The organism is Burkholderia sp. BE17 (genome assembly GCF_009362305.1).
Taxonomy (GTDB): domain Bacteria; phylum Pseudomonadota; class Gammaproteobacteria; order Burkholderiales; family Burkholderiaceae; genus Burkholderia; species Burkholderia pyrrocinia_C.
Genome location: NZ_WHNU01000009.1, coordinates 83,585 through 103,845, shown reverse-complemented (window position 1 = coordinate 103,845; position 20,261 = coordinate 83,585). Strand labels below are relative to the sequence as shown.

Here is a 20,261-nt window from a genome sequence, read left to right as displayed (position 1 = left end):
TTTCCCCTTCACCGTGCCGCGTCGAACTTCGGCATCCTGACATTGGTCGACGCGCGGTAATTCCACTTCAGCTCGTCTTGCGGCGGCCAGCCGCGCGCGCGCAACCACGCCGCGAACGCCCCCGCCGTCACCGCCCGCGCGATCCGCTCGCCCGGGCACCCATGCGGCCCCGTGCCGAAGCCGAAATTCGGCCCGGCGGCGCGGCCGGGCACCAGCCGGTGCGGGTCGCGATGCACGGCCGGGTCGCGGTTCGCCGCGGCGAGCACGACGAGGATCGCGTCGCCGGCTTCGACGGTCACGCCTTCGATCGTCGTGCGCGACGCGACGAAGCGGCGCGTGTTCTGCACCGGCGCATCGAAGCGCCCGACTTCGGCAACGAAAGCGTCGAGCGCGGCGTCGTCCGGCGCGGCGCGCGCGGTTTCCGCCTCCCCGTTCCATGCCGCCAGCGAGTTGCCGAGCCACGCGGCCGTCGCCTCGCAGGTCTGCGACAACAACCCGACGAGATTCGCGACCAGCGCGCCGCCCGCCTGCCAGCCCGACGCGCGGGCCGCCTGCTGCACCGCGGCGACGAGCGTGCCGTCGTGCGCGTGCGTCTGCGCAACGCGCTCGGTCATCCGGTCGAGCAGTTGCCGCGCGCCGTCGCTCGCGCGGGCCAGCGCGGCCGCGTCCGACAGCGGCGACAGCGCGGCGACGAAGTCGACGACCCGCGCCGCGATGTCGTCGAGCTGCGTCTCGTCGAAGCCGAGCAGATCGGCAACCGCGCAGACGGGCACCGTCATGCACCACCCATTCAGCGCGCCGGCATCGCCCGGCGCCGGCAGCCGCCGCGCGGCAAGCTGCGCGGCACGGTCGCGCAGCTTGCCCGTGTCGACCGGCGCGAACGCCGTGCGCAGCGCCTGCTTCGGCACGTCGTGCCGCAACGCGCCGTCGTTCATGCGCACCAGCTCGCCGAACAGCGCGCCGGCCGTGGTGCCGCGCAACGCGGGCGGCACGGGCGCGTCCAGCGGACGCACACGGCAGGCGGGATGGCCGAGCACGGCCGTCACGGCCGCCGCGCGGCTCGCGACCCACAGGCCGAGCGTGGCGTCGAACGCGAGCGGCGGCCCGTCGACGAGCGCCGCATAGTAGGGATAGGGATCGCGGTGCGTCACCGCGGCAATGGGATCGGTCGGGTTCGGGTTCATGCGAGCAGTATCGGCGCAGCGCGCTGCCGCATGTTTCGGGTTCGCGTGAAATGTCGTCGCGCCGGCGCTGCGTATCGCTTGCATTGCCCGCATCGCCGCATCGCAACGCCGGGCTGGCTTCAGGCCGCCGACCGGTAGCGGTGCGACTGCATGCGCATCCGGACGCGCCCGGCCGAAATCGCGCGCGGCTCCGGCACCACCGTGTCGTGATGGAACATTTCCTGTCGGAACTCGCCGTGCTCGTCGAACCACTGGCAGATCAGCCAGTCGCCGTCGTCGAACACGACCGGCCCGGCATAGGTGACGGTCATGCGCGGCCCGCCGGTTTTCAGCGTCACGACATCCCCGACGCGAAACCCGACACGCCGATTTTCTCGGATCGTCATCGCTCTCTCGATATTTATATATTGATATTCCCGGCGGCCCGCACAACCGGTCATTTGAATATGACGCAGATTATCAATCAAATAAATAACCGGCAACTCCCGCGCACGAAAATTCGTCGATCGGAACAATGTAACAATGCGCGGCACCAGTGCGCGCGGCCGGCAATCCTCGCGGATCGGGCGCGGATTGTGCGCCGAGTCCGGCCGGGCCGGCGGCATGCGGAGAATAAACGATGGTTTTCGCATCGTCACCGGCGATTAAACCGGATGCGAAATCAGTTGATTATTGTCAATCAAATTGCCGGCTGGGAACGATCCCACGTTTATTTGTGCTCATTCTCCGAACGAAACCGGTGAATTATCCTGCGCCGCAAACCAGCGATTGATATCGCGCCCCGGCACAGCCGCCTGCGTGAACGTGAACGTGCCGTCGCGCGCCATCTCCGTGGCGGCGCGCAGGAACGCGCCGAGCGCGGCCCGCGCCAGCGCGCCGCCGACGCTGACGCGCTTCACGCCGAGCGCCGCCAACTCGTCGACGCTCAGCAACCCGCCCTGCAGCCCCATCACGACGTTGACGGGCGCGCCGACCGCCTGCGTCACCGCCGCGATCTCGGCGGCGTCGGTGATGCCCGGCGCATACAGCACGTCGGCGCCCGCGTCGCGATAGGCGACGAGCCGCGCGATCGTGTCGGCGAGGTCGCGACGGCCGTTCAGGTAGTTTTCGCAACGCGCGGTCAGCGTGAACGGAAACGGCAGCGCGCGCGCCGCGTCGACGGCCGCCGCGATACGCTCGACCGCCGCGTCGCGCGCGTAGATCGGCTCATCGGCACGGCCCGTCGCATCCTCGATCGAGCCGCCGACCGCGCCGGCCTCGGCCGCCAGCCGGATCGTTTCCGCCACCGTTGCGGGCGCGTCGCCGAAACCGTTCTCGAGATCGGCGCTCACCGGCAGGCCGCCCGCGGCGACGAGATCGGCGATGTGATCGAGCATCGCGTCGCGGTCGATCGCGTTGTCGGGCTTCCCTTTCGAAAACGCGTAGCCGGCGCTCGTGGTGGCGAGCGCCTCGAAACCGGCCATCGCGAGCAGGCGGGCGGTGCCGGCGTCCCACGGGTTCGGGATGATGAACGCGCCGGGGCGCGTATGCAGCGAGCGGAAAGCTTCGGCTTGGCGGGCCTGACGGTCGGAACGGTTCATCGCGGACTCCCGGAAAGTGTTGACGGGTGAGCTTACGCCGGTCGTGCGCGCGACGTTTCAGCAATGACCGAAATGTCGCCGCGCGACAGGAAGAAGTCGGAGGCGGGCCGGCGGCAGCGAGCGGGCAAACCCCCAACCCGCTTTCGTTCACTTCGATGCGGGCTGCGCGCCGTCGACGATCTGCTTGCGCACGTTCGCGTCGCCCGCGTCGGTCACCTCGTATGTGAACGTCATCGGTTGCGTCGGGTTGAATCGTAATCGTGAATGACGGACGGCCGAAGCCGCGCGTGCCGCGTCAGACGACGTAAGCGCCCTTCGCGTGCAGCTCCGCTTCGGTGCGCTCGAGCGCCGCGATCGCATCGCTGCCTTCGAGCGCGAGCAACTGCGCGACCAGCGCCTCGGCCATCGCATGCGCGGCCACCAGCGACGGAAAGAACGACGGGCTGTCGTGCGTGAAGATCAGTTGCGCGTCCGCGTGCAGCGCAATCGGCGACACCGCGCTGTCGGTGATCGCGACGATCCGGCTGCCCTGCGCCTTCGCGGCCTGCGCGACGCGCGTCGCCTCCGCCGAATACGGCGCGAAGCTGATGACTACGGTCACGCTCTGCTTCGCGATCGTCCGCAGCTCCATTTCGAGCGAACCGGCGACGCCGTTGAGCAGCGACACGGTCGGACGGAACAGCCGGTAGCCGTACACGAACCCGAACGCGACCGGATAACACGAGCGGAACCCCGCGACGTGCACGTGCGATGCCTTGCGGATCAGCCTGGCCGCATCTGCGAGCGCGTGCTCGTTCTGCGCGGCGGTGGCCGACAGGTTGTGCTGCTGCGCGGCGAGCAGGTCGTGCGCGAGCGACGCCTTCGCGTCGGGCCGCACGAGCGAGCGCGCACGCTGCGTCAGCGGCTCGGGGCGCGTGCGCACGCGCGCGACGCACAGGTCGCGCAGCTCGTTCCAGCCGGGGAAGCCGAATTGCTGCGCGAGCCGCACGAGCGACGCAGGCTGCACCTGCGCGCGCTGCGCGACCTTGCGCATCGACGAGGTGGCGACCTCGTCGGGATGATCGAGCAGGAATGCGGCGCCCGCCTGGAATTGCGGGCTCAGCTCGGAAAATTGCGCCCGGATCCGGGACGCGAGTTCGTCGAAATTGGCGGCCATCTTGGTGGGAACGGGAACCGGTCGTTCATGGTATCACCGGCCCCGCGCACACCGGTCAGCGCAGCACTTCGACGTGGTCGGCGTCGACCTTCACCTTGCCCGACCACTTGCGCTCGAACTCGCCGGTCAGCTTCACTTCGCTCTTGTCGCTGACGGGCTGGCCGGCCGCCCACAGCTTGTTGTCGATCTCGACGCGGATCGTGCCGGTCGCATCGGCGAACTCGTAATCCTCGCCGCCGGCATGCTTGACGATGCGCCCCTGCAATTGCACGTGCTGGTCGTCCTTGCCGTTCGCGAGCAGTTCCTTCACGGTCGTCGTGGTCACCGTGGACGGCCCCGTGTATTGCGCGTAGACGGCGGCAGGCAGCGTGGCGAGCGCGACCGTCAGGATTCTGGCCAGATGTTTCATGATGTCGATCCTCTTCTTCGATGTGATGCCGCGCCCCGTTGAACGCGACGGCGCCAGATTACGGACCGTAAGATTAAGCAAACCTGAAGGTCGTGCCGAAGCGACACGGTGCCGCATCGGGCGGGTTCGAAAGCCCGCGCCGAGCGCCGCCCGCATTTAAGCCTGGCCTAAGACGCGTGCGCTTATCATGGGAACCCCGGGCGCCGCGGCGCCCCGTTGAAGAGACACGAATCCATGCGCGTACTGCTCGTCGAGGACGATCCGCTGATCGGCAGCGGGCTCGAACAGGGCCTCAAACAGGAAGGCTTCGCGGTCGACTGGGTGAAGGACGGCGACGCCGCGTCGCTCGCGCTGCGCTCGACCGGCTACGGCCTGCTGCTGCTCGATCTCGGGCTGCCGAACCGCGACGGCCTGTCGGTGCTCGCCGCGCTGCGCCGCCGCGACGAAACCTTGCCCGCGATCATCATCACCGCGCGCGACGGCGTGCCGGACCGCATCGCCGGCCTCGACAGCGGCGCGGACGACTATCTCGTCAAGCCGTTCGAGCTCGACGAGCTGCTCGCCCGCATCCGCGCGGTCAATCGCCGCCATGCGGGCCGCGCGCAGACGACGCTCGCGATCGGCCCGCTGCGGCTCGATCCCGTCAAGCACCTCGTCTGGCTCGACGACGAGGAAGTGCCGCTGTCGCCGAAGGAGTTCGTACTGCTGCACGAGCTGATGCGCGAACCGGGCGCGGTGATTTCGCGCGAGCAGTTCGAGGAGCGGCTGTATAGCTGGGGCGAGGAAATCGAAAGCAACGCGGTGCAGGTACACATCCACAACCTGCGCAAGAAGCTCGGCCACGACATGATTCGCACGGTGCGCGGCGTCGGCTACCGGATCGGTGACGGCACATGACGGGCATGCAACGCGCGATCGCGCGCTGGCGCAACGCGTCGCTGCGGCGGCGCCTGCTGATGTGGCTGCTGCCGGCCGCGTGCGTGATCGGGCTGGTCGCGAGCGCGGGCACCTACTGGGGCGCGCTGCGCGAACTCGACGACCTGCTCGACGACCAGATGCGCAGCATGTCGAAGCAGATCGTCGTCGGCCCGAACGGCGAGCTGTCGTTCAGCAACCAGGCCAAAGGCAAGCACGGCTTCGAAGCCAGCGATCCCGACGCCGTACTGCTGCAGGTCTGGCGCAACGGCACGCTCATGTATTCGACCGACCGCGATTCGAAGCTGCCGCCGCCCGCGCAGACGGGCATCGCGAGCGTCGACGTCGACGGCCAGCCGTGGCGCACCTATGTGACCGAGCGCGGCGGCACGACGATCCGGCTCGCGCAGGCACGTCATGCGCGATGGGAAGCGATTGCGGGCATCGCCGTGCACCTGCTGTGGCCGGTGTTCTCGATGCTGCCGGTGCTGGCGATCGGCCTGTGGTTCGGCATCGGTGCCGGGCTGCGGCCGCTGCGCACGATCGCGTCGGGCCTGAAGCGCAGGAATGCGAACAATCTCGAACCGGTCGACGTCGCATCGATGCCGAACGAGGTCCGGCCGCTCGCCGAAGCGATCAACGACCTGCTCGCGCGACTCGACCGCTCGTTCACGCTGCAGCGGCACTTCATCGCCGATGCCGCGCACGAGTTGCGCACGCCGATCATGGGGCTGTCGATCCAGTCGAATCTGCTGCGGCGCGCGGCGACCGCCGAAGAGCGCGAGCGCATCCTTGCGCAAATCCATGCGGGCACGACGCGCCTCGGCCACCTCGCCGAACAGTTGCTGACGCTCGCGCGCCTCGAACCCGATGCGCAAGCGGCCACGTCCGCGTCGGCGCCCGTCGATCTCGCCGCGCTGTGCCGGTCGGTGGTCGCGGACCGCGCGCGCGTCGCCGACGCACACCGGATCGATCTCGGCGCGATCGTCGCAGCGCCCGTGATGGCCGCGGGCAATATCGACACACTGCGCGTGCTGCTGAACAACCTCGTCGACAACGCGATCCGCTATGCGGGCGACGGCGCGCGCGTCGACGTGTCCGCACGCGTCGACGGCACGACGCCCGTGCTCGAAGTCGCCGACGACGGCCCCGGGATCCCCGAAGCCGAGCGCACCGATGTGTGGGAGCGCTTCTATCGCGGCGAGGGCGCGCAGGCGGCCACGTCGTCGGGCAGCGGGCTCGGGCTGTCGATCGTCAAGCGGATCGCCGAACAGCATCGCGCGACGGTCGCACTCGGCACCACGCGCGGCGGGCGCGGGCTGACCGTCACGGTGCGCTTTCCTGCACCGGTCTGATGCGCGTGTGACAGGCAGCTTGTCCACAGATTATGTTGGCAAGCTTGTGGACAACCTTCCATTAACGGCACCAAGCCGTTGATCGGTAAGGGTTTGTCACGCGTGCGCGGCAAATGCGCCATGCAGTCGCGAATACGTGCATGTTTGCCGCCGACACCGCCTCAACCGCGCGTTATGCACCGCCCTTGGTCAACCACGCGCTCGACTCAATTGTCGTAGACGATCCGCTCGACCCGCAGGCCGGTCGAGGTTTCGAGGATGCTCGCGTGCTTCTCCACGTAGCAATACAGAAGGCCCTTCGGATAGTCGTCCTGCCTGGGTCGGGTTCAGTCCTCTCCATGAACGATAACGGCACCGCCCAACGGATACGCACCGACGTGTTCGCCATTAATAGAGCTGGCCGTTCGGCGACCCACACGCAAATTTGACAACCAGTTGTCGTTTACGTAAAGTAGTTGTCAATTCATGATGCGTATCAAATATGACGAAATCCGAGAAGTTGACCGCCGTCGCGTTGTCCGTATTCCGGTTGAACGGCCTGCTGATCGAATGGGGCAACGCCTTTGCCGGGCCGCACGGCTTGACCAGTGCGCGCTGGCAAGTGCTGGGCGTGATCTCGATGGCGCCGGAAGCGCCGAACATCCCGCAGATCGCCGACGCGATGGGCATCACCCGGCAGGCCGTGCTGAAACAGATCAACGTGCTCGTCGACGAAGGGCTGGCCCAGTCGCTGCCGAACCCGGCGCACAAGCGCTCGCCGCTGTATTCGCTGACACCGCGCGGCGAAACGGCCTATCAGGCCGTGGTCGGGCAATGGCAACAGCACGTTCGCGACATCGCCGGCGACTTCAGTTCAACCGACCTGGATGCGGCGATTCGCGTGCTGTCGGCGATGTCCGTCGCGCATGACCAGGATGCACACGCGTAACCGCACGATTGCCCCTTGACCCACAGGAGCTCCCATGCCTCAGTTCAAGCCGATGGATCCGGCCTTTCCGATCCAGCAACAGATCGCCATCGACGCGCAGCCCGTCGTCCTCGTCAACGTGTTCACGCTGGCCCCCGCGGACGAAGCGGACTTTCTGGCCGTGTGGAAGGACGATGCCGAGTTCATGAAACGGCAGCCGGGATTCATCTCGACGCAGCTTCATCGCGCGCTCGGCGACAGCCCGACCTACCTGAACTACGCGATCTGGGAATCGACGCACGCGTTTCGTGCGGCCTTCACGCATCCCGAGTTCGTCGCGAAACTGTCGGCCTATCCGTCGTCCGCCGTCGCCAGCCCGCACCTGTTCCAGAAAGTCGGTGTGGCCGGTATTTGCACCGCGTGAGCCCACGTGCGAATCGCGGCAGCGTGTGGCATTTGCCGGTGTCGTGCCCGCCGACCGCGAATGCGCAGTTCTCCACAGAAAATGTTGGCAAGCTTGTGGATATCCTGCGCACCGCAACGCTAAACCCTTGATCCGATGGACTTTGGCACGCGTGATGCAGACGAGGCGCATGCGATGACCTTCGCGCGCACCGCTTCGCCGCACTTCGCATCACGACGCCACGGCGACGCATAACGCAATGGCCGTGCGCATGCCACGCCACTTACCCACAGATTTTGTTGGCAAGCTTGTGGATATCCTGCGTAAGCCTGCGCTAACCCGTTGATCGGCCTACGGTTCATGCGCTGCGTCGTCATTTCGGCAACATGCGGCGCGAGCATGCGCGAATACGGAATAATCCGGCGCGACACCGGCGCACCACCCGCGCCTTGACGCTCGCGCCCGCCACGCGTCACTATCTCGCGAGCCGCACGCGGCCGCGCATCACCGGCTTCGCGCGTCGGCGCAACGTGCCGGCCGTTCCGCCGGCGCCGCACCACGACACATCACTCCGAGGAAGGCCATGGAACACTTCACCGCGTGGCAGTTGCTCGTCTCGCTCGTGCTTGTCGCCGTCGTCGTCTATCCGTACGTCCGCATCGTCCGACGCACCGGGCATTCGGGCTGGTGGATCCTGACGATGTTCGTCCCGGTCCTGAACTTCATCATGTTGTGGGTGTTCGCGTTCGCGCGCTGGCCCGCCGTCGACGATCGGCAGCGCTGAGCGCCGCGACGGCCGACGCTCGGGCTTGTCCACAGATTTTGTTGGCAAGCATGTGGATAGCCTGCGCATACCGCGACCAAGCGCTTGATCCGTAAGACTTTGTCCGCGCCGCTTCGAATGCGGCATGCGGCCGGCAAAACACCGCTCGTGCATCGCCTCGACGCGTGACGTGCAGCCTGCCGCGCGTGCGGACCGGCTTGTCCACAGATTTTGTTGGCAAGCGTGTGGATAGCCTGCGCATACCGCGGCCAAGCGCTTGATCCGTAAGACTTTGTCCGCGCCGCTTCAAACGCGGCACGGCGGCGTGCGTCACCACGAACGCGGCTGCTCGCGGGCTTGTCCACAATTTTTGTTGGCAAGCATGTGGATATCCTGAGCATGCGCGACCTAAGTCGTTGATCGCACAACGTTTGGCCGCGCAGGTCACGACAGCGGCACGGCGTGCATGCGCATCCCGTCGCGCACGCCGCACCGCCTGCTCAACCGAGCGCCGCGACCACGACGCGCGCGACATCGGCGATCACATCGTCCTTCGCCCGCGCATCGGCATGCGCCTGCGTGTAGTACACGGCCAGCACGATCGGTGCACGCGACGGCGACCACACGACACCCACGTCGTTCGTCGTTCCGTAGTCGCCGGTGCCCGTCTTGTCGCCGACCGCCCACCCGGCCGGCACGCCCGCGCGGATCCGCTTGTCGCCGACCTTGTTGCCGCGCAGCCAGGTCACCAGCCGCGCACGCTGCGCGGCCGGCAACGCATCGCCGAGCGTCAGCACGCGCATGCTCGCGGCCATCGCGGCCGGCGTCGTCGTGTCGCGCAAGTCGCCCGGCAGCGCGGTATTCAGTTCGGTCTCCCATCGATCGAGCCGGAACGTGTCGTCGCCGATCGAGCGCGCATATGCAGTCACCGCCGACGGACCGCCGAGCAGCTTCATCAGCAGGTTCGCGGCCGCGTTGTCGCTGTACTGGATCGTGGCCTCGCACAGTTCGGCGACCGTCATGCCCGCGCCGACATGCTTCTCCGTCACCGGCGAATAGTTGACGAGATCGGCCTTTCCGTAGGTCACGCGCTGTTGCAGCAATCCCGGACGCGCGACGCTCTGCGCGAGCACCGCCGCACTCAGCATCGCCTTGAAGGTGCTGCAGAACGGGAAGCGCTCGTCGGCGCGATGCTCCACGCGCCGGCCGCTCGCGGCGTCGATCGCGCACACACCGAGACGGCCGCCTGCGTCGCGTTCGAGCTCGGCAAGCGCCGCCGCGGCGGCGGCCGAGGAAGCCGAGGCCACGGCCGCCGCTGCCTCCGTGGCCTCGTCGGGCGCAGCGGCCCGCGACGACGCACACGCCGCGACGGTCAGGGCGAGCGGCGCCGTCGCGGCGGCCAGCAACAGGGTTCGACGTTTCGATGAGTAGGTCATGTCGGTTGTCTCGTGATGGAATGGACGCGAAATGGGGTTGAAAACGGCCGGCCGCCGAGACAGCACTATCGGGACTTTACGGTTGCCTGACAAGCAACGATAATTGAGCGCTGACAAAAGAAATTCTTATGACTAAGCTCCGCCCTCATCTCCCGCTCAATGCGCTGCGCGCGTTCGAATCGTCCGCGCGCCACCTGAACTTCACGCGCGCCGGCCTCGAGCTGAGCGTGACCCAGGCCGCGGTCAGCCAACAGGTGCGCTCGCTCGAGGAACGGCTCGGCTGCACGCTGTTCACGCGGCTACCGCGCGGCCTCGGGCTCACCGACGAGGGGCGCGCGCTGCTGCCCGTGCTGAGCGATGCGTTCAGCCGCATCGAGACGGTGCTCAAGCAATTCGACGGCGGGCGTTTCCGCGAGGTGCTGACGCTCGGTGTCGTCGGCACCTTTGCCATAGGCTGGCTAATGCCACGGCTGAAGCAGTTCGGCGACACGCACCCGTTCGTCGAGCTGCGGCTGCGGACCAACAACAACGTCGTCGACCTCGCCGCCGAGGGCCTCGATTTCGCGATCCGTTTCGGCGAAGGCAACTGGCCGGCGACGCGCAACGAGCGCCTGCTCGATGCGCCGCTCACCGCGCTATGCGCGCCGGAAATCGCGCGGCGCCTCGCGCAGCCGGCCGATCTCGCGAATGAAACGCTGCTGCGCTCGTACCGCACCGACGAATGGCTCGGCTGGTTCGACGCCGCGCAACTCGAACCGTGGGCGGTCAACGGGCCGGTGTTCGATTCGTCGCGGCTGATGGTCGAGGCCGCGATGCAGGGCGCGGGCGTCGCGCTCGCGCCGGCCTGCATGTTCGCACGCGAATTGCAGCTCGGCCTGCTCGCACGGCCGCTCGACATCGACGTGCGCGCGGGCGGCTACTGGCTCACGTCGCTGAAGTCGAAACCGCTCACGCCCGCGATGACGCTCTTTCGCGACTGGATCGCGGCCGAAGCGGCCGACTCGGCGCCGGCCGCGTAACGCGGCCGCGCTTGTCCACAGAAAGTGTTGGCAAGGATGTGGATATCCTGGGTACCCGGGACCTAAGCCCTTGATCGCGCACGAATTACCGTGCCTACGCAGACATCGGGCAGCCCGTGCGCACGGGCCTCGCAGGCCGATCGCGTTCAGGCCGGATCCTCAACCATTGCGACGCAATCGATTGCGAGTTGTCCACAGATTTTGTTGGCAAGCCTGTGGATATCCACCAGACCGGACGCGTAACATATTGATACACAAGGGGATTCGATGTACGGACCTTGACGGGTCAAGGATGCGGCAGCGCAAGGTCATTCGAACCGCGCACCGGGTACGCGCCGCGCGCCCGGCCGGAGGCCGGCAGGTTCTCCACAGATTATGTTGGCAAGCTTGTGGATATCCTGCGCATCGGCCGCCTAACTCATTGAGCGCAAGGGAATTTGTGCTTCGTCTGCAGAATCGGGCAGCGCCGGCGCCGCCCGCGAGGCGGGCGCCGGCGCAAGCCGTGCGTCAATGCCGGTCGAGCCCGCCGCGCAATTCGCTTGCCTTGTCGCGCAGCGCCTCGTAACCCGAGCGCGCATGCTCGGGCAGGTCGGGATCGCCGATCAGTGCGCCGAGCGTTTCGATCAGGCTGAACAGGATGCCCTTCGCCGCGCCGACCGCGATGCTCTGCGATTCGATCGACTTGTGCAGGTGGTCGACCGCCGCCTCCAGATTCTCGAGCTTCTGTTCGCCGTCGTCGGGCCGGTTGTCGGTCGTCATCGTCTACCTCCGCCATCGTTCAAGGGTCATGTCACGATTCTATGCCGCTGCGTGCAAACGTGGCGCGACATCGCTCAACGTTTGCACATCGCCGCACTACAGCACCGCGACCACCTTCACGCGGCCCGGCTGCTCGGCCGACGCGACGACCTGGCCGTCGACGCGGCGGAACGTCAGCGACACGGTTTCGTCGCCGACGCGCAGCGCATCGATCCGCAGCCAGTCGACACCTTCCGGCAGCGTCGGGCGCTCGACGCGCACCTCGTGGCGCGATGCATCGATGCTCACGCCGAGGCACGCCTGCAGCATCATGAACGGCGCACCGGCTGCCCACGCCTGCGGCAGGCACGCGACCGGATACGCGGTCGGCGGTTCGCCGCGCCGACGCGGGAACCCGCAGAACAGCTCGGGCAAGCGCATCTCGAAGCTCACCGCCGCCTCGAACAGCGCGCGCAGCAGGTTCACCGCGGCCGTCTTGTCGCCGTAGCGCGCGAGGCCGCGTGCGATGAGGGCATTGTCGTGCGGCCACACCGAACCGTTGTGATACGCCATCGGGTTGAAGCGCGGCTGGCCGGCCGCCAGCGTGCGGATGCCCCAGCCCGTCTGGAACAACGTCGAGCCGAGCACGCCGGCGACCGCCGCGCCGCGCTCGGCGTCGGGCAGCCCGAACGCGAGCAGGTGGCCCGCGTTCGATGCGAACACGCGGCACAGGTCGCCATGACCGTCGAGCGCGATCCCGTAGAAATCGCCTTCCGGCATCCAGAACAGTGCATCGACCTGCTCGCGCAGCGTCTTCGCGCGCAGCGCGTAGCGCGTGGCGTCGGCCGCGTGGCCGCGCCGGTGCGAGCATGCCGACATCGCATCGAGCGCCGCGCATGCATAGGCCTGCACTTCGACGAGCGCGATCGGCCCGTCCGGGAAGCGGCCGTCCGCATGGAACACCGAATCGTGGCTGTCCTTCCAGCCCTGGTTCGCGAGGCCGCGCTCCGACGTGCGCTGATAATCGAGCAGTCCGTAAGGATTGCGGTCGCACTTGTCGATCACCCATTGCGCGGCGCGCTCGAGCGCGGGCCACAGCTCGTCGATCAGCGCATCGTCGCCGGTGCGTTCGACATACGCGCCGGCCAGCACGATGAACAGCGGAGTCGTGTCGACGCCGCCGTAGTACAGCGCGAACGGCACCTCGCCCGTCGCGGCCATCTCGCTGCGGCGAAACTCGTGCATGATCTTGCCGGGCTCCGCGTCGCGGAACGCGGACGTTTCGCGCGCCTGATGCTCGGCCAAAAAACGCAGCACGCCGCGCGCGAGCGACGGCTGCAGCCACAGCATCTGCAGCGACGTGATCACCGCATCACGGCCGAACGGCGTCGAGAACCACGGGATGCCCGCATACGGGTACGGCCCCGTGTCGAGCTGCGTCGTGAGCAGCCCGAGATCCGCGAGCGAACGGTCGAGCCATGCGTCGAACAGCGGATTGCCGGTGTTCACGCGCGCCATCGACTCGCGCCGCGCACGCATCTCGCGGTGCACGCCGACCAGCGCGGTGCGCAGCGCGACGCGGCCGCACCCGGGCCCTTCGATGTGCGCCGGGCCGAGCGTCGCGTCGACGGTCAGGTAGATCGACACGCACGCCTGCGCGGCGATCGTCAGCGTGTAGTCGGCGCGATCGACCGACAGCGCGTCGGGCGCCGGCGAGAAATGCACGGTCACGTTGCGCTCGACGCCGTCGAGGCCGTCGTAGCGCAGCCGCACCGCGCCCGCGTCGACGCGCGGAGCAGCCACCGTGCCGCGCTTCGGGCGCTGCGTGCCGCGCACCTCGAACATGTCCTTGAAATCGGCCGCGAACGACAGCGACAGCGGCACCTCGGCTTCGCTCGCGCCGTAGTTCGTCAGCGTCAGCGCTTCGTACAGTATGTCGCCCGCGAGCACGCGCATCCGTTCGATATGGATCACGCCCTCGGGCGTCTCGTGGCCGCCGAGCGGCGGCAGCGGGCGGTTGGTCAGGTGTGCGGTGAACGATGCGTTGTCGGCGCTCGTCGCGCCCGACAGCAGCGACGGCGCGCGACCGCCGAACGTCAGGCGCCATTTCGACAGCACGCGCATGTCGTCGACGAACAGGCCGTCGTCGTGACCGCCGATGTCGCCGAGCGCATCGCTGACCACGAATGCGTCGCCGGATTTCAGCACGTACTGGTTGCCGCGCGCGAGCGCCTGCGGATCGGCTTCGGGCGCGATGAATGCGGGGCCCGGCGCTGGGGTCGGGGCAACAGGCGCGACTTGCGGCGCCTGCGTCGTCGTGGCTTCGGCGTGATTCGGCATCGATGCTCCTGTGTCGAGGCGCAACGCGCGGCGCGCGTCGCGTGTTTCGCACAGGATAGGCCAGAACGGCGGACGTGCGCAGCGACGGAACGGCCGCGACGCCATGCGACGTTTCCGTCGCCGCATGGCGTCGCGGGCCGGTGCCGAAGCCGGCGCCGACGTGGGCGCGTTACGCGCCGGTCAGAACTTCCACAGGATGTTGCCGAGCACCGCGTTGTCGCGCACGCCGCTGCCGTACTGGCCGCTGTACGTGAGGCCGAGCGTCAGGCGCTTCGTGATGTTCGCGTCGATGCCGGCCTCGAGCACTGCACTGTCGCGAGCAATCGGCACGCCCGACACCTGGAACGACGTGCCGCCGTTCGCGAACGTGAACGCCGACGACGGCCGCACGTTGCCGAACGCGTGGCGCCAGCCGACCGTCCCGCGCACGGTGAACGTGCCGCTCGCGATCGAGCCGAGCTGCGACGCCGCGCGCAGGCCGAGCGTCGAGAAGCCGACGTGGGTCGTCTCGCCGCCGGTTCGCAGCGCTGCCGCCCCGCCGTTTTCCGTATAGCCGTCGGTATGCAGGTTCACGTACGCGATGCCCGCGAACGGTTCGATCGCGACGGGGCCGACCGGCAGCGCGTAGCCGACTTCGCCGAACACCTGCGCCGAATTCGCGTTGTAGCCGGCCGAATCGTGATCGGAGAAGCCCGCGAAGCCCGGATAACGGTCGCTGTTGATCCGGTACCACGTATACGACGCGCCGCCGCGCACGCCGAGCGCGCCGTACTGCGCACCGCCGTACAGCGACAGGTAGTAGCTGTTCACCGACGCCGACGAGCTCTGGTCGTTGTCGAGCGAGCTATGCGTGACGCCCGCCGCCAGGCCCGCGCGCCACTTGTCGTTGAGCGCCATGTCGGCACCGGCGATGAAGCCCGTCATGCTGCGCTTGATCGTCGATGCGTTGCCGTCGCCGGTCAGCCGGCTGCGGCCGCCGAACGCCTGCCCCCATACGACCGGCTGGTAAGGCGTGCCGCCGTAGCAGCCGTCGCGCGAACCGATCCGGCGTTCCGGCGGCAGCGTCGGGTCGACCGCGCCGGCCGTGTTGTCGCCGCACAGCGCGGCACCGCCCGACGACAGCGCCGCGAGCGGGCCCGATCCGGGCGCGAGCCCCTGGCGGACGCGATCGGTCACCGCGTCGCGCACATAACGGCTGTCGAGCAGCAGCGTGCTCTTCAGGCTCGCCTGCAGTTCGCCGTCGAGCAGCCCGTACGCGCGGCGCGCGGTGCCCGCGTCGGTCGTCAGCACCGCGTCGTACAGCGGGTTGCCGGCGCCGAGCCCTTCGAGCGCGGCCGCGACCGCACGCTGGTTCGGCGTCGTCGCGACGTCGGGCAGCGCGGTGCCGTTCCCGACCAGTTGCAGGTACACGTGATCCGGATCGTAGCTGAGCGTCGGCATCAGGAATGCGTAGTTCGACTTCACCTGGCTGAATGCGCCCTGCACGCCCGACGAGGCGGTGAGGATCGTGTAGGTCGTGCCCGGCTGATAGCCGGTCTGGTTCGCGAGCACCTGCACGGTGCCGCCGTTCAGCGCCGCCGTGCCCGTCGCGGCGATGCTGCCGCTTTGCTGCGGCGTGGCCGCGACCTGGAACGTCGAACCCGGCTGGAACGTGACGTTGCCGGCCACGTTCAGCGCCGCGCCCGGCTGCGATGCGGCCGCCGTCGCGCCGCCCTGCACCACGAGGCCGCCGATCGTGCCGGTGCCCGTCAGCGTCGCGCCGTTCTGCACGGTCACGGCCGACTGGGCGAGCGAACCGTTGACGGCGAGCGTGCCCGCGCTGACCGTTGTCGGGCCGCTCAGCGTGTTCGTGCCCGTCAACGTCAGTTGCCCGCTGCCGGCCTGCGTCAGCGAACCGGTGCCGGACAGCACGCTTGCAACCGTCACACTGCCGGACTGATTGAACACCAGCGCGCCGTTGTCGATGACGTTGCCGGCGATGCTGCCCGACGTGCCGCCATTGCCGAGTTGCAGCGTGCCGCCAGCCGCGATCGTGGTGCCGCCCGTGTACGTGTTGCTGCCGGTCAGCACCTGCGTGCCGCTCGCCACCGTGACGCCGCCCGTGCCGGCGATCGTGCCGCCGAATGCGGTGCCGGCGCCGTTCAGCGTCAGCGCATTCGCGCCGAGGCTCACGTTCGTGCCGGCCGCGCCCGACAGCGTGCCGATCGTCTGCGCGCCTGTCGCGCCGCTCACGTCGAACGTCGCGCCCGTGCCGGCGAGGTTCACCGCACCCGTCGACGCGAGGCTGCCGCCCGCGCCGAGCGCCAGCGTGCCCGCATTGATCGTCGTGCCGCCGGTGTAGGTGTTCGCAGCGGTCAGCGTGGTGGTCGCCGCGCCGTTCTTCACGAGTGCGCCCGCGCCGGAAATCACGCCGCTCAGCCCGAGCGCGTTGCTGCCGCCCAGCGCGAGCGCCGCACCCGTGCCGAGATTGACCCCGTTGCTCACCGTCAGGCTCGCGTTCGTATCGAGCGTCGCCGCGCCGCCGACGTTCAGCGCGCCGGTGCCAAGTGCCGCGGCGTTGCCGAGCACGACGCTGCCGCTGTTCAGGTTCGTGCCGCCGGTATAGGTATTCGCACTGTTCAGCGTCTGCGTGCCGGTGCCGGCCAGCGTCACGCTGCCCGCGCCGCCGATCGTCCCGCTGAACGTGCCGCTGGCGGTCCCGCCGAGCGTCAGTGCGTTGCCGCCAAGGCTGATGTTCGTTCCCGCGACGCCCGACAGCGCGCCGAGCGACTGCGCACCCGTTGCACCGCTCAGGTCGAGCGCCGCGCCCGCGCCGGCCAGGTTCACCGCGCCGGTCGACGCGAAGCTGCCGCCCGCGCCGAGCGCGAGCGTGCCGCTGTTGATCGTCGTGGTGCCCGAGTACGTGTTTGCGCCGGTCAGCGTCGTCGTCGTCGTGCCGTTCTTCACGAGGCTGCCGGCGCCGCCGATCGAGCCGGCCAGCCCGAGAGCGTTGCTGCCGCCGAGTGTCAGCGTCGAGCCGGTGCCGGCGAGATTGACGGCGTTGGCGAGCGTCAGGTTCGTGGTCGTATCGAGCGTCGCCGCGCCGCCGACGTTCAGCGCGCCCGTGCCGAGCGCCGCGGCGTTGCCTAGCACGAGGCCGCCGCTGTTCAGGTTCGTGCCGCCCGTATAGGTGCTCGCGCCGTTCAGCGTCTGTGTGCCGGTGCCGGCCAGCGTCAGGCCGCCAGTGCCGGAAATCGCGCCGCTGAAGGTGCCGCTGGCCGCGCCGCCGAGCGTCAGCACGTTGCCGCCGAGGCTCACGTTCGTGCCCGCCACGCCCGACAGTGCGCCGATCGCCTGCGCGCCGCCCGTGCTGATGTCAAGCGCCGCACCGGCGTTGGCGAGATTCACCGTGCCCGTTGCCGCGAGACTGCCGCCCGCGCCGATCGCCAGCGTGCCCGCGTTGATCGTCGTGCCGCCTGTATACGTGTTCGCGCCCGTCAGCGTGGTGGTCGCCGCGCCGTCCTTCACGAGGCTGCCCGCACCGGAAATCGCACCGCTCAACCCGAGGGCGTTGCTGCCGCCCAACGTCAGCGTGGTAGCCGTTCCGAGATCGATCGCGTTGCCGACCGTCAGGCTCGTGGTCGTATCGAGCGTCGCCGTGCCGCCGACGGTCAGCGCGCCGGTGCCGAGCGCCGAGCCGTTGCTGAGCACCAGGCTGCCGGCGTTCAGCGTGGTGCCGCCCGTATAGGTGTTCGCGCCGGACAGCGTCACCGCCGCCGCGCCATTCTTCACGAGCCCGCCGCCGCCGGCGATCACGCCGCTCAGGCCGACACCGGTGTTGCCGACGAGCGTCAGCGTCGTGCCCGTCGCGATATTGACGTCGTTCGTGAGCGACACGTTGGCGGTCGCATCGAGCGTCGACGAACCGTTCACGTTCACCGCGCCGATGCCGAGCGACGTATTGCTGCCGACGGCGAGGTTGCCGCCATTCAGGTTCGTGCCGCCCGTATACGTGTTCGTGCCCGTCAGCGTTTGCGTGCCGGCGCCTGACAGCGTCAGGCTGCCCGCGCCGCTGATCGTGCCGGCGTAGGTCGCGTTGATGCTGCCGCCGAGCGTCAGCGTATTGCCGCCGAGGGTCACGTTCGTGCCGGCCGAGCCCGCCAGCGCGCCGATCGTCCGCGCGCCCGACGCGTTGCTCAGGTCGAACGTCGCGCCCGCGCCGGTCAGGTTGACCGTGCTGGTCGCCGCCAGGCTGCCGGCGCCGCTCAGCGCGAGCGTGCCGCTGTTGATCGTCGCGTCGCCCGTGAAGGTATTCACGCCCGTCAGCGTGGCCGTCGCCGCGCCGTTCTTCACGAGTGCGCCCGCGCCGGAAATCACGCCGCTCAGCCCGAGCGCGTTGCTGCCGCCGATCGTCAGTGTCGTGCCGGTGGCGAGATTGACCGCGTTGTTGAGCGTCACGTTTGCGCTCGTGTCGAGCGATGCGTTCGTGTTGACGTTCAGCGCGCCGGCGCCGAGCGATGCATTGTTGCCGACGACCAGGCCGCCGCCGTTCAGGTTCGTGCCGCCGGTGAACGTGTTCGCGCCCGACAGCGTCAGCGTGCCGCCGTCGTTCTTGGTCAGCGCGCCGGCGCCCGACACCGTGCCCGACACCGTGATTCCGGTCGCGCCCTGCACCGTCAGCCCGCCCACATCGAGCGTCACGTTGTTGGAGACGTTGAGCCCCGCCGTGCCGGCCTGCAGCGCGCCGCCGGCGCCCGTGACGGTGCCCGTGCCGAGCGACGCGTTGTCGCCGATGATCGCGACGCCGCCGTTCAGCGTCGCGTCCTGCGCGGTGGATGCACCGTTGATCGTCCAGTTGCCGCTGTTGACGTCGAGGTGGTTGAAATTGATGTAGTTGTTGACCGCGATCGTGCCGTTCGCGGAGGTGCCCTGCTGCAGATTGAGCGTGTTGTTGCCACCCGCGCCGCCGTCGACGGTGCCCGTCTGCGCCACGTTGAGCGTGTTCGGGCCAACCGTGATGTTGAACGCGCCGCCGGTGCCGCCCGCCGCGTTGACCGACGAGCCGGTGACCGCGTTGAACGTGTTGTTGCTGTTCGCGCCCATCGACACGCCGCCGTTGATCGTGCCCGAGTTGGTGAACGTATTGCCCTGCCCGGGCGTGCCGTTCGAGCCGAACGACACGCGGCCGTTGATCGTTCCGCTGTTCGACATATTGACCTGGCCGCCGCCGTACGCGGCAACCACGGGCGCATCCGCACCGCTCAGCGTCGCGCCGACCAGCGGATTCGACCCGATCGTGCCGGTGTTCGTGATGTGCGACGTGCCGCCCGTGCCGTTCTGGACCGACAGCGCCATGCCCGTCACGCCGCTGATCGCCACGCCGGTCGAGCCGTTCATCGTGCCGTTGTTGACGACGGTGGTGCTCGCGCTCGCCGATGCATTGCCGACGACCGCGCCGCTCGACAGCACGCCGAGCCCCGAGCCGAGCGCGGAAGGATCGATCGTGCCGTTGTTGGTCAGCGTGGTGTTGTTGCCGGTCAGCGACATCGCCGTACCGCCGACGCCGAGCAGCACGCCGACGCTCGCGCCGGGGTTGACCGTCGCGTTCACGTTGTTCGCGCTGTTCGCGTAACTGGGAGCCAGCGGGTTCGCGACACCGGAACAGGTCACCGTGGTGCCTGCCGTGCTGCAGGTTGCCTGGGCCGGAACGATGCCGGCGCCGGACAGCGCCAGGAAAACGCCCGTCGGCAACAGAAGTCTCGGAAACGACTCGCCGGATTTTTTCGAACGCGCAAGATTCATGCTTTCCCTCATTATTGGTTTTGGTATTGCAACTGCACCGGACGGCACGCAGCAGAAAATCGCGGACAAAAGTGTGCACACCGGCGGTCGCGATGCGACGTCGGCATATTCATGGATAAGTTTTTTAATCAGCCCCGGATTGCGGACGTGAAACTAATCGAATGACATGATGGCGGCCCCTGTTTCTCTGCAGCGAATTTTTGGTTGATTTGATTACTTCCCCGCTTTTGTCAGACAAGGCTATATCAAACTCCCACCATTTTCCAGTCGATGTT

Annotated in this window: 17 protein-coding genes; 8 read left to right on the top strand and 9 right to left on the bottom strand. The window is 68.3% G+C overall.

Going from position 1 to position 20,261, the window contains the following annotated elements; all coding sequences use genetic code 11:
* Positions 1-8: 8 nt before the first annotated feature.
* The 5 genes from GD429_RS10315 to GD429_RS10295 form a co-directional block, all read right to left on the bottom strand.
* Positions 9-1,184 (bottom strand): cytochrome P450, encoded by a 1,176-nt coding sequence (locus GD429_RS10315; protein WP_152856844.1) that lies wholly within the window; start codon positions 1,182-1,184, stop codon positions 9-11.
* 119 nt (positions 1,185-1,303) lie between these two features.
* Positions 1,304-1,570 carry a YodC family protein gene (locus GD429_RS10310; protein ID WP_152856913.1) on the bottom strand — a complete coding sequence of 89 codons (267 nt, stop codon included), beginning with the start codon at positions 1,568-1,570 and terminating at the stop codon, positions 1,304-1,306.
* Positions 1,571-1,903: 333 nt separating this feature from the next.
* Positions 1,904-2,764 carry an isocitrate lyase/PEP mutase family protein gene (locus tag GD429_RS10305; protein ID WP_152856843.1) on the bottom strand — a complete coding sequence of 287 codons (861 nt, stop codon included), beginning with the start codon at positions 2,762-2,764 and terminating at the stop codon, positions 1,904-1,906.
* 295 nt (positions 2,765-3,059) lie between these two features.
* Positions 3,060-3,920 carry a MurR/RpiR family transcriptional regulator gene (locus GD429_RS10300; protein WP_152856842.1) on the bottom strand — a complete coding sequence of 287 codons (861 nt, stop codon included), beginning with the start codon at positions 3,918-3,920 and terminating at the stop codon, positions 3,060-3,062.
* A gap of 55 nt (positions 3,921-3,975) precedes the next feature.
* Positions 3,976-4,329, bottom strand: a complete 354-nt coding sequence (locus GD429_RS10295) for a YgiW/YdeI family stress tolerance OB fold protein (RefSeq protein WP_152856841.1) — start codon at positions 4,327-4,329, stop codon at positions 3,976-3,978.
* 234 nt (positions 4,330-4,563) lie between these two features.
* Here GD429_RS10295 and GD429_RS10290 point away from each other — a divergent pair, with 234 nt between their 5' ends.
* The 6 genes from GD429_RS10290 (at position 4,564) to GD429_RS10265 (ending at position 8,693) form a co-directional block, all read left to right on the top strand.
* The gene (locus GD429_RS10290; RefSeq protein WP_152856840.1) at positions 4,564-5,226 is read left to right on the top strand and encodes a response regulator; all 663 of its coding nucleotides are present in this window, start codon (positions 4,564-4,566) and stop codon (positions 5,224-5,226) included.
* The gene (locus tag GD429_RS10285) at positions 5,223-6,599 is read left to right on the top strand and encodes an ATP-binding protein (RefSeq protein WP_152856839.1); all 1,377 of its coding nucleotides are present in this window, start codon (positions 5,223-5,225) and stop codon (positions 6,597-6,599) included. Before GD429_RS10290 ends, GD429_RS10285 begins: the two co-directional genes overlap by 4 nt.
* Positions 6,600-6,739: 140 nt before the next feature.
* Complete coding sequence (locus tag GD429_RS10280) at positions 6,740-7,027, top strand: hypothetical protein (protein WP_152856838.1); 288 nt, start codon at positions 6,740-6,742, stop codon at positions 7,025-7,027.
* Positions 7,028-7,080: 53 nt separating this feature from the next.
* On the top strand, positions 7,081-7,527 hold the full coding sequence (locus GD429_RS10275) for a MarR family winged helix-turn-helix transcriptional regulator (protein WP_152856837.1): 447 nt from the start codon (positions 7,081-7,083) through the stop codon (positions 7,525-7,527).
* Between the two features lie 34 nt (positions 7,528-7,561).
* Positions 7,562-7,930, top strand: coding sequence for an antibiotic biosynthesis monooxygenase family protein (locus tag GD429_RS10270; protein WP_152856836.1), 369 nt, complete (start codon positions 7,562-7,564; stop codon positions 7,928-7,930).
* Between the two features lie 562 nt (positions 7,931-8,492).
* A complete protein-coding gene (locus GD429_RS10265; RefSeq protein WP_152856835.1) occupies positions 8,493-8,693 on the top strand; it encodes a hypothetical protein in 201 nt (66 codons plus the stop codon).
* A 479-nt stretch (positions 8,694-9,172) separates the two neighbouring features.
* On the opposite strand, the gene blaPEN-bcc is transcribed toward GD429_RS10265, so the two are convergent.
* Positions 9,173-10,108 (bottom strand): PEN family class A beta-lactamase, Bcc-type, encoded by a 936-nt coding sequence (blaPEN-bcc, locus tag GD429_RS10260; RefSeq protein ID WP_152856834.1) that lies wholly within the window; start codon positions 10,106-10,108, stop codon positions 9,173-9,175.
* A 128-nt stretch (positions 10,109-10,236) separates the two neighbouring features.
* On the opposite strand from blaPEN-bcc, the gene penR reads away from it, so the two are divergent.
* A complete protein-coding gene (gene penR / locus GD429_RS10255) occupies positions 10,237-11,127 on the top strand; it encodes a beta-lactamase transcriptional regulator PenR (protein WP_152856833.1) in 891 nt (296 codons plus the stop codon).
* A 507-nt stretch (positions 11,128-11,634) separates the two neighbouring features.
* On the opposite strand, the gene GD429_RS10250 is transcribed toward penR, so the two are convergent.
* The 3 genes from GD429_RS10250 to GD429_RS10240 form a co-directional block, all read right to left on the bottom strand.
* Positions 11,635-11,886, bottom strand: a complete 252-nt coding sequence (locus tag GD429_RS10250) for a hypothetical protein (protein WP_034180596.1) — start codon at positions 11,884-11,886, stop codon at positions 11,635-11,637.
* Between the two features lie 96 nt (positions 11,887-11,982).
* Positions 11,983-14,205, bottom strand: a complete 2,223-nt coding sequence (locus GD429_RS10245; protein ID WP_152856832.1) for an amylo-alpha-1,6-glucosidase — start codon at positions 14,203-14,205, stop codon at positions 11,983-11,985.
* Positions 14,206-14,385: 180 nt separating this feature from the next.
* Entirely contained in the window at positions 14,386-19,986 is a 5,601-nt protein-coding gene (locus GD429_RS10240) for an autotransporter domain-containing protein (protein ID WP_152856831.1), read from the bottom strand.
* On the opposite strand from GD429_RS10240, the gene GD429_RS40390 reads away from it, so the two are divergent.
* A complete protein-coding gene (locus tag GD429_RS40390) occupies positions 19,985-20,137 on the top strand; it encodes a hypothetical protein (protein ID WP_193727092.1) in 153 nt (50 codons plus the stop codon). The two genes, GD429_RS10240 and GD429_RS40390, sit on opposite strands and share 2 nt — an antisense overlap.
* Positions 20,138-20,261 lie beyond the last annotated feature (124 nt).

Coding starts and splice junctions, on each gene's coding strand:
- GD429_RS10315 (WP_152856844.1), bottom strand. CDS start 1,184: ATGAACCCGAACCCGACCGATCCCATTGCCGCGGTGACGCACCGCGAT.
- GD429_RS10310 (WP_152856913.1), bottom strand. CDS start 1,570: ATGACGATCCGAGAAAATCGGCGTGTCGGGTTTCGCGTCGGGGATGTC.
- GD429_RS10305 (WP_152856843.1), bottom strand. CDS start 2,764: ATGAACCGTTCCGACCGTCAGGCCCGCCAAGCCGAAGCTTTCCGCTCG.
- GD429_RS10300 (WP_152856842.1), bottom strand. CDS start 3,920: ATGGCCGCCAATTTCGACGAACTCGCGTCCCGGATCCGGGCGCAATTT.
- GD429_RS10295 (WP_152856841.1), bottom strand. CDS start 4,329: ATGAAACATCTGGCCAGAATCCTGACGGTCGCGCTCGCCACGCTGCCT.
- GD429_RS10290 (WP_152856840.1), top strand. CDS start 4,564: ATGCGCGTACTGCTCGTCGAGGACGATCCGCTGATCGGCAGCGGGCTC.
- GD429_RS10285 (WP_152856839.1), top strand. CDS start 5,223: ATGACGGGCATGCAACGCGCGATCGCGCGCTGGCGCAACGCGTCGCTG.
- GD429_RS10280 (WP_152856838.1), top strand. CDS start 6,740: ATGTTTGCCGCCGACACCGCCTCAACCGCGCGTTATGCACCGCCCTTG.
- GD429_RS10275 (WP_152856837.1), top strand. CDS start 7,081: ATGACGAAATCCGAGAAGTTGACCGCCGTCGCGTTGTCCGTATTCCGG.
- GD429_RS10270 (WP_152856836.1), top strand. CDS start 7,562: ATGCCTCAGTTCAAGCCGATGGATCCGGCCTTTCCGATCCAGCAACAG.
- GD429_RS10265 (WP_152856835.1), top strand. CDS start 8,493: ATGGAACACTTCACCGCGTGGCAGTTGCTCGTCTCGCTCGTGCTTGTC.
- blaPEN-bcc (WP_152856834.1), bottom strand. CDS start 10,108: ATGACCTACTCATCGAAACGTCGAACCCTGTTGCTGGCCGCCGCGACG.
- penR (WP_152856833.1), top strand. CDS start 10,237: ATGACTAAGCTCCGCCCTCATCTCCCGCTCAATGCGCTGCGCGCGTTC.
- GD429_RS10250 (WP_034180596.1), bottom strand. CDS start 11,886: ATGACGACCGACAACCGGCCCGACGACGGCGAACAGAAGCTCGAGAAT.
- GD429_RS10245 (WP_152856832.1), bottom strand. CDS start 14,205: ATGCCGAATCACGCCGAAGCCACGACGACGCAGGCGCCGCAAGTCGCG.
- GD429_RS40390 (WP_193727092.1), top strand. CDS start 19,985: ATGCTTTCCCTCATTATTGGTTTTGGTATTGCAACTGCACCGGACGGC.
- GD429_RS10240 (WP_152856831.1), bottom strand. CDS start 19,986: ATGAATCTTGCGCGTTCGAAAAAATCCGGCGAGTCGTTTCCGAGACTT.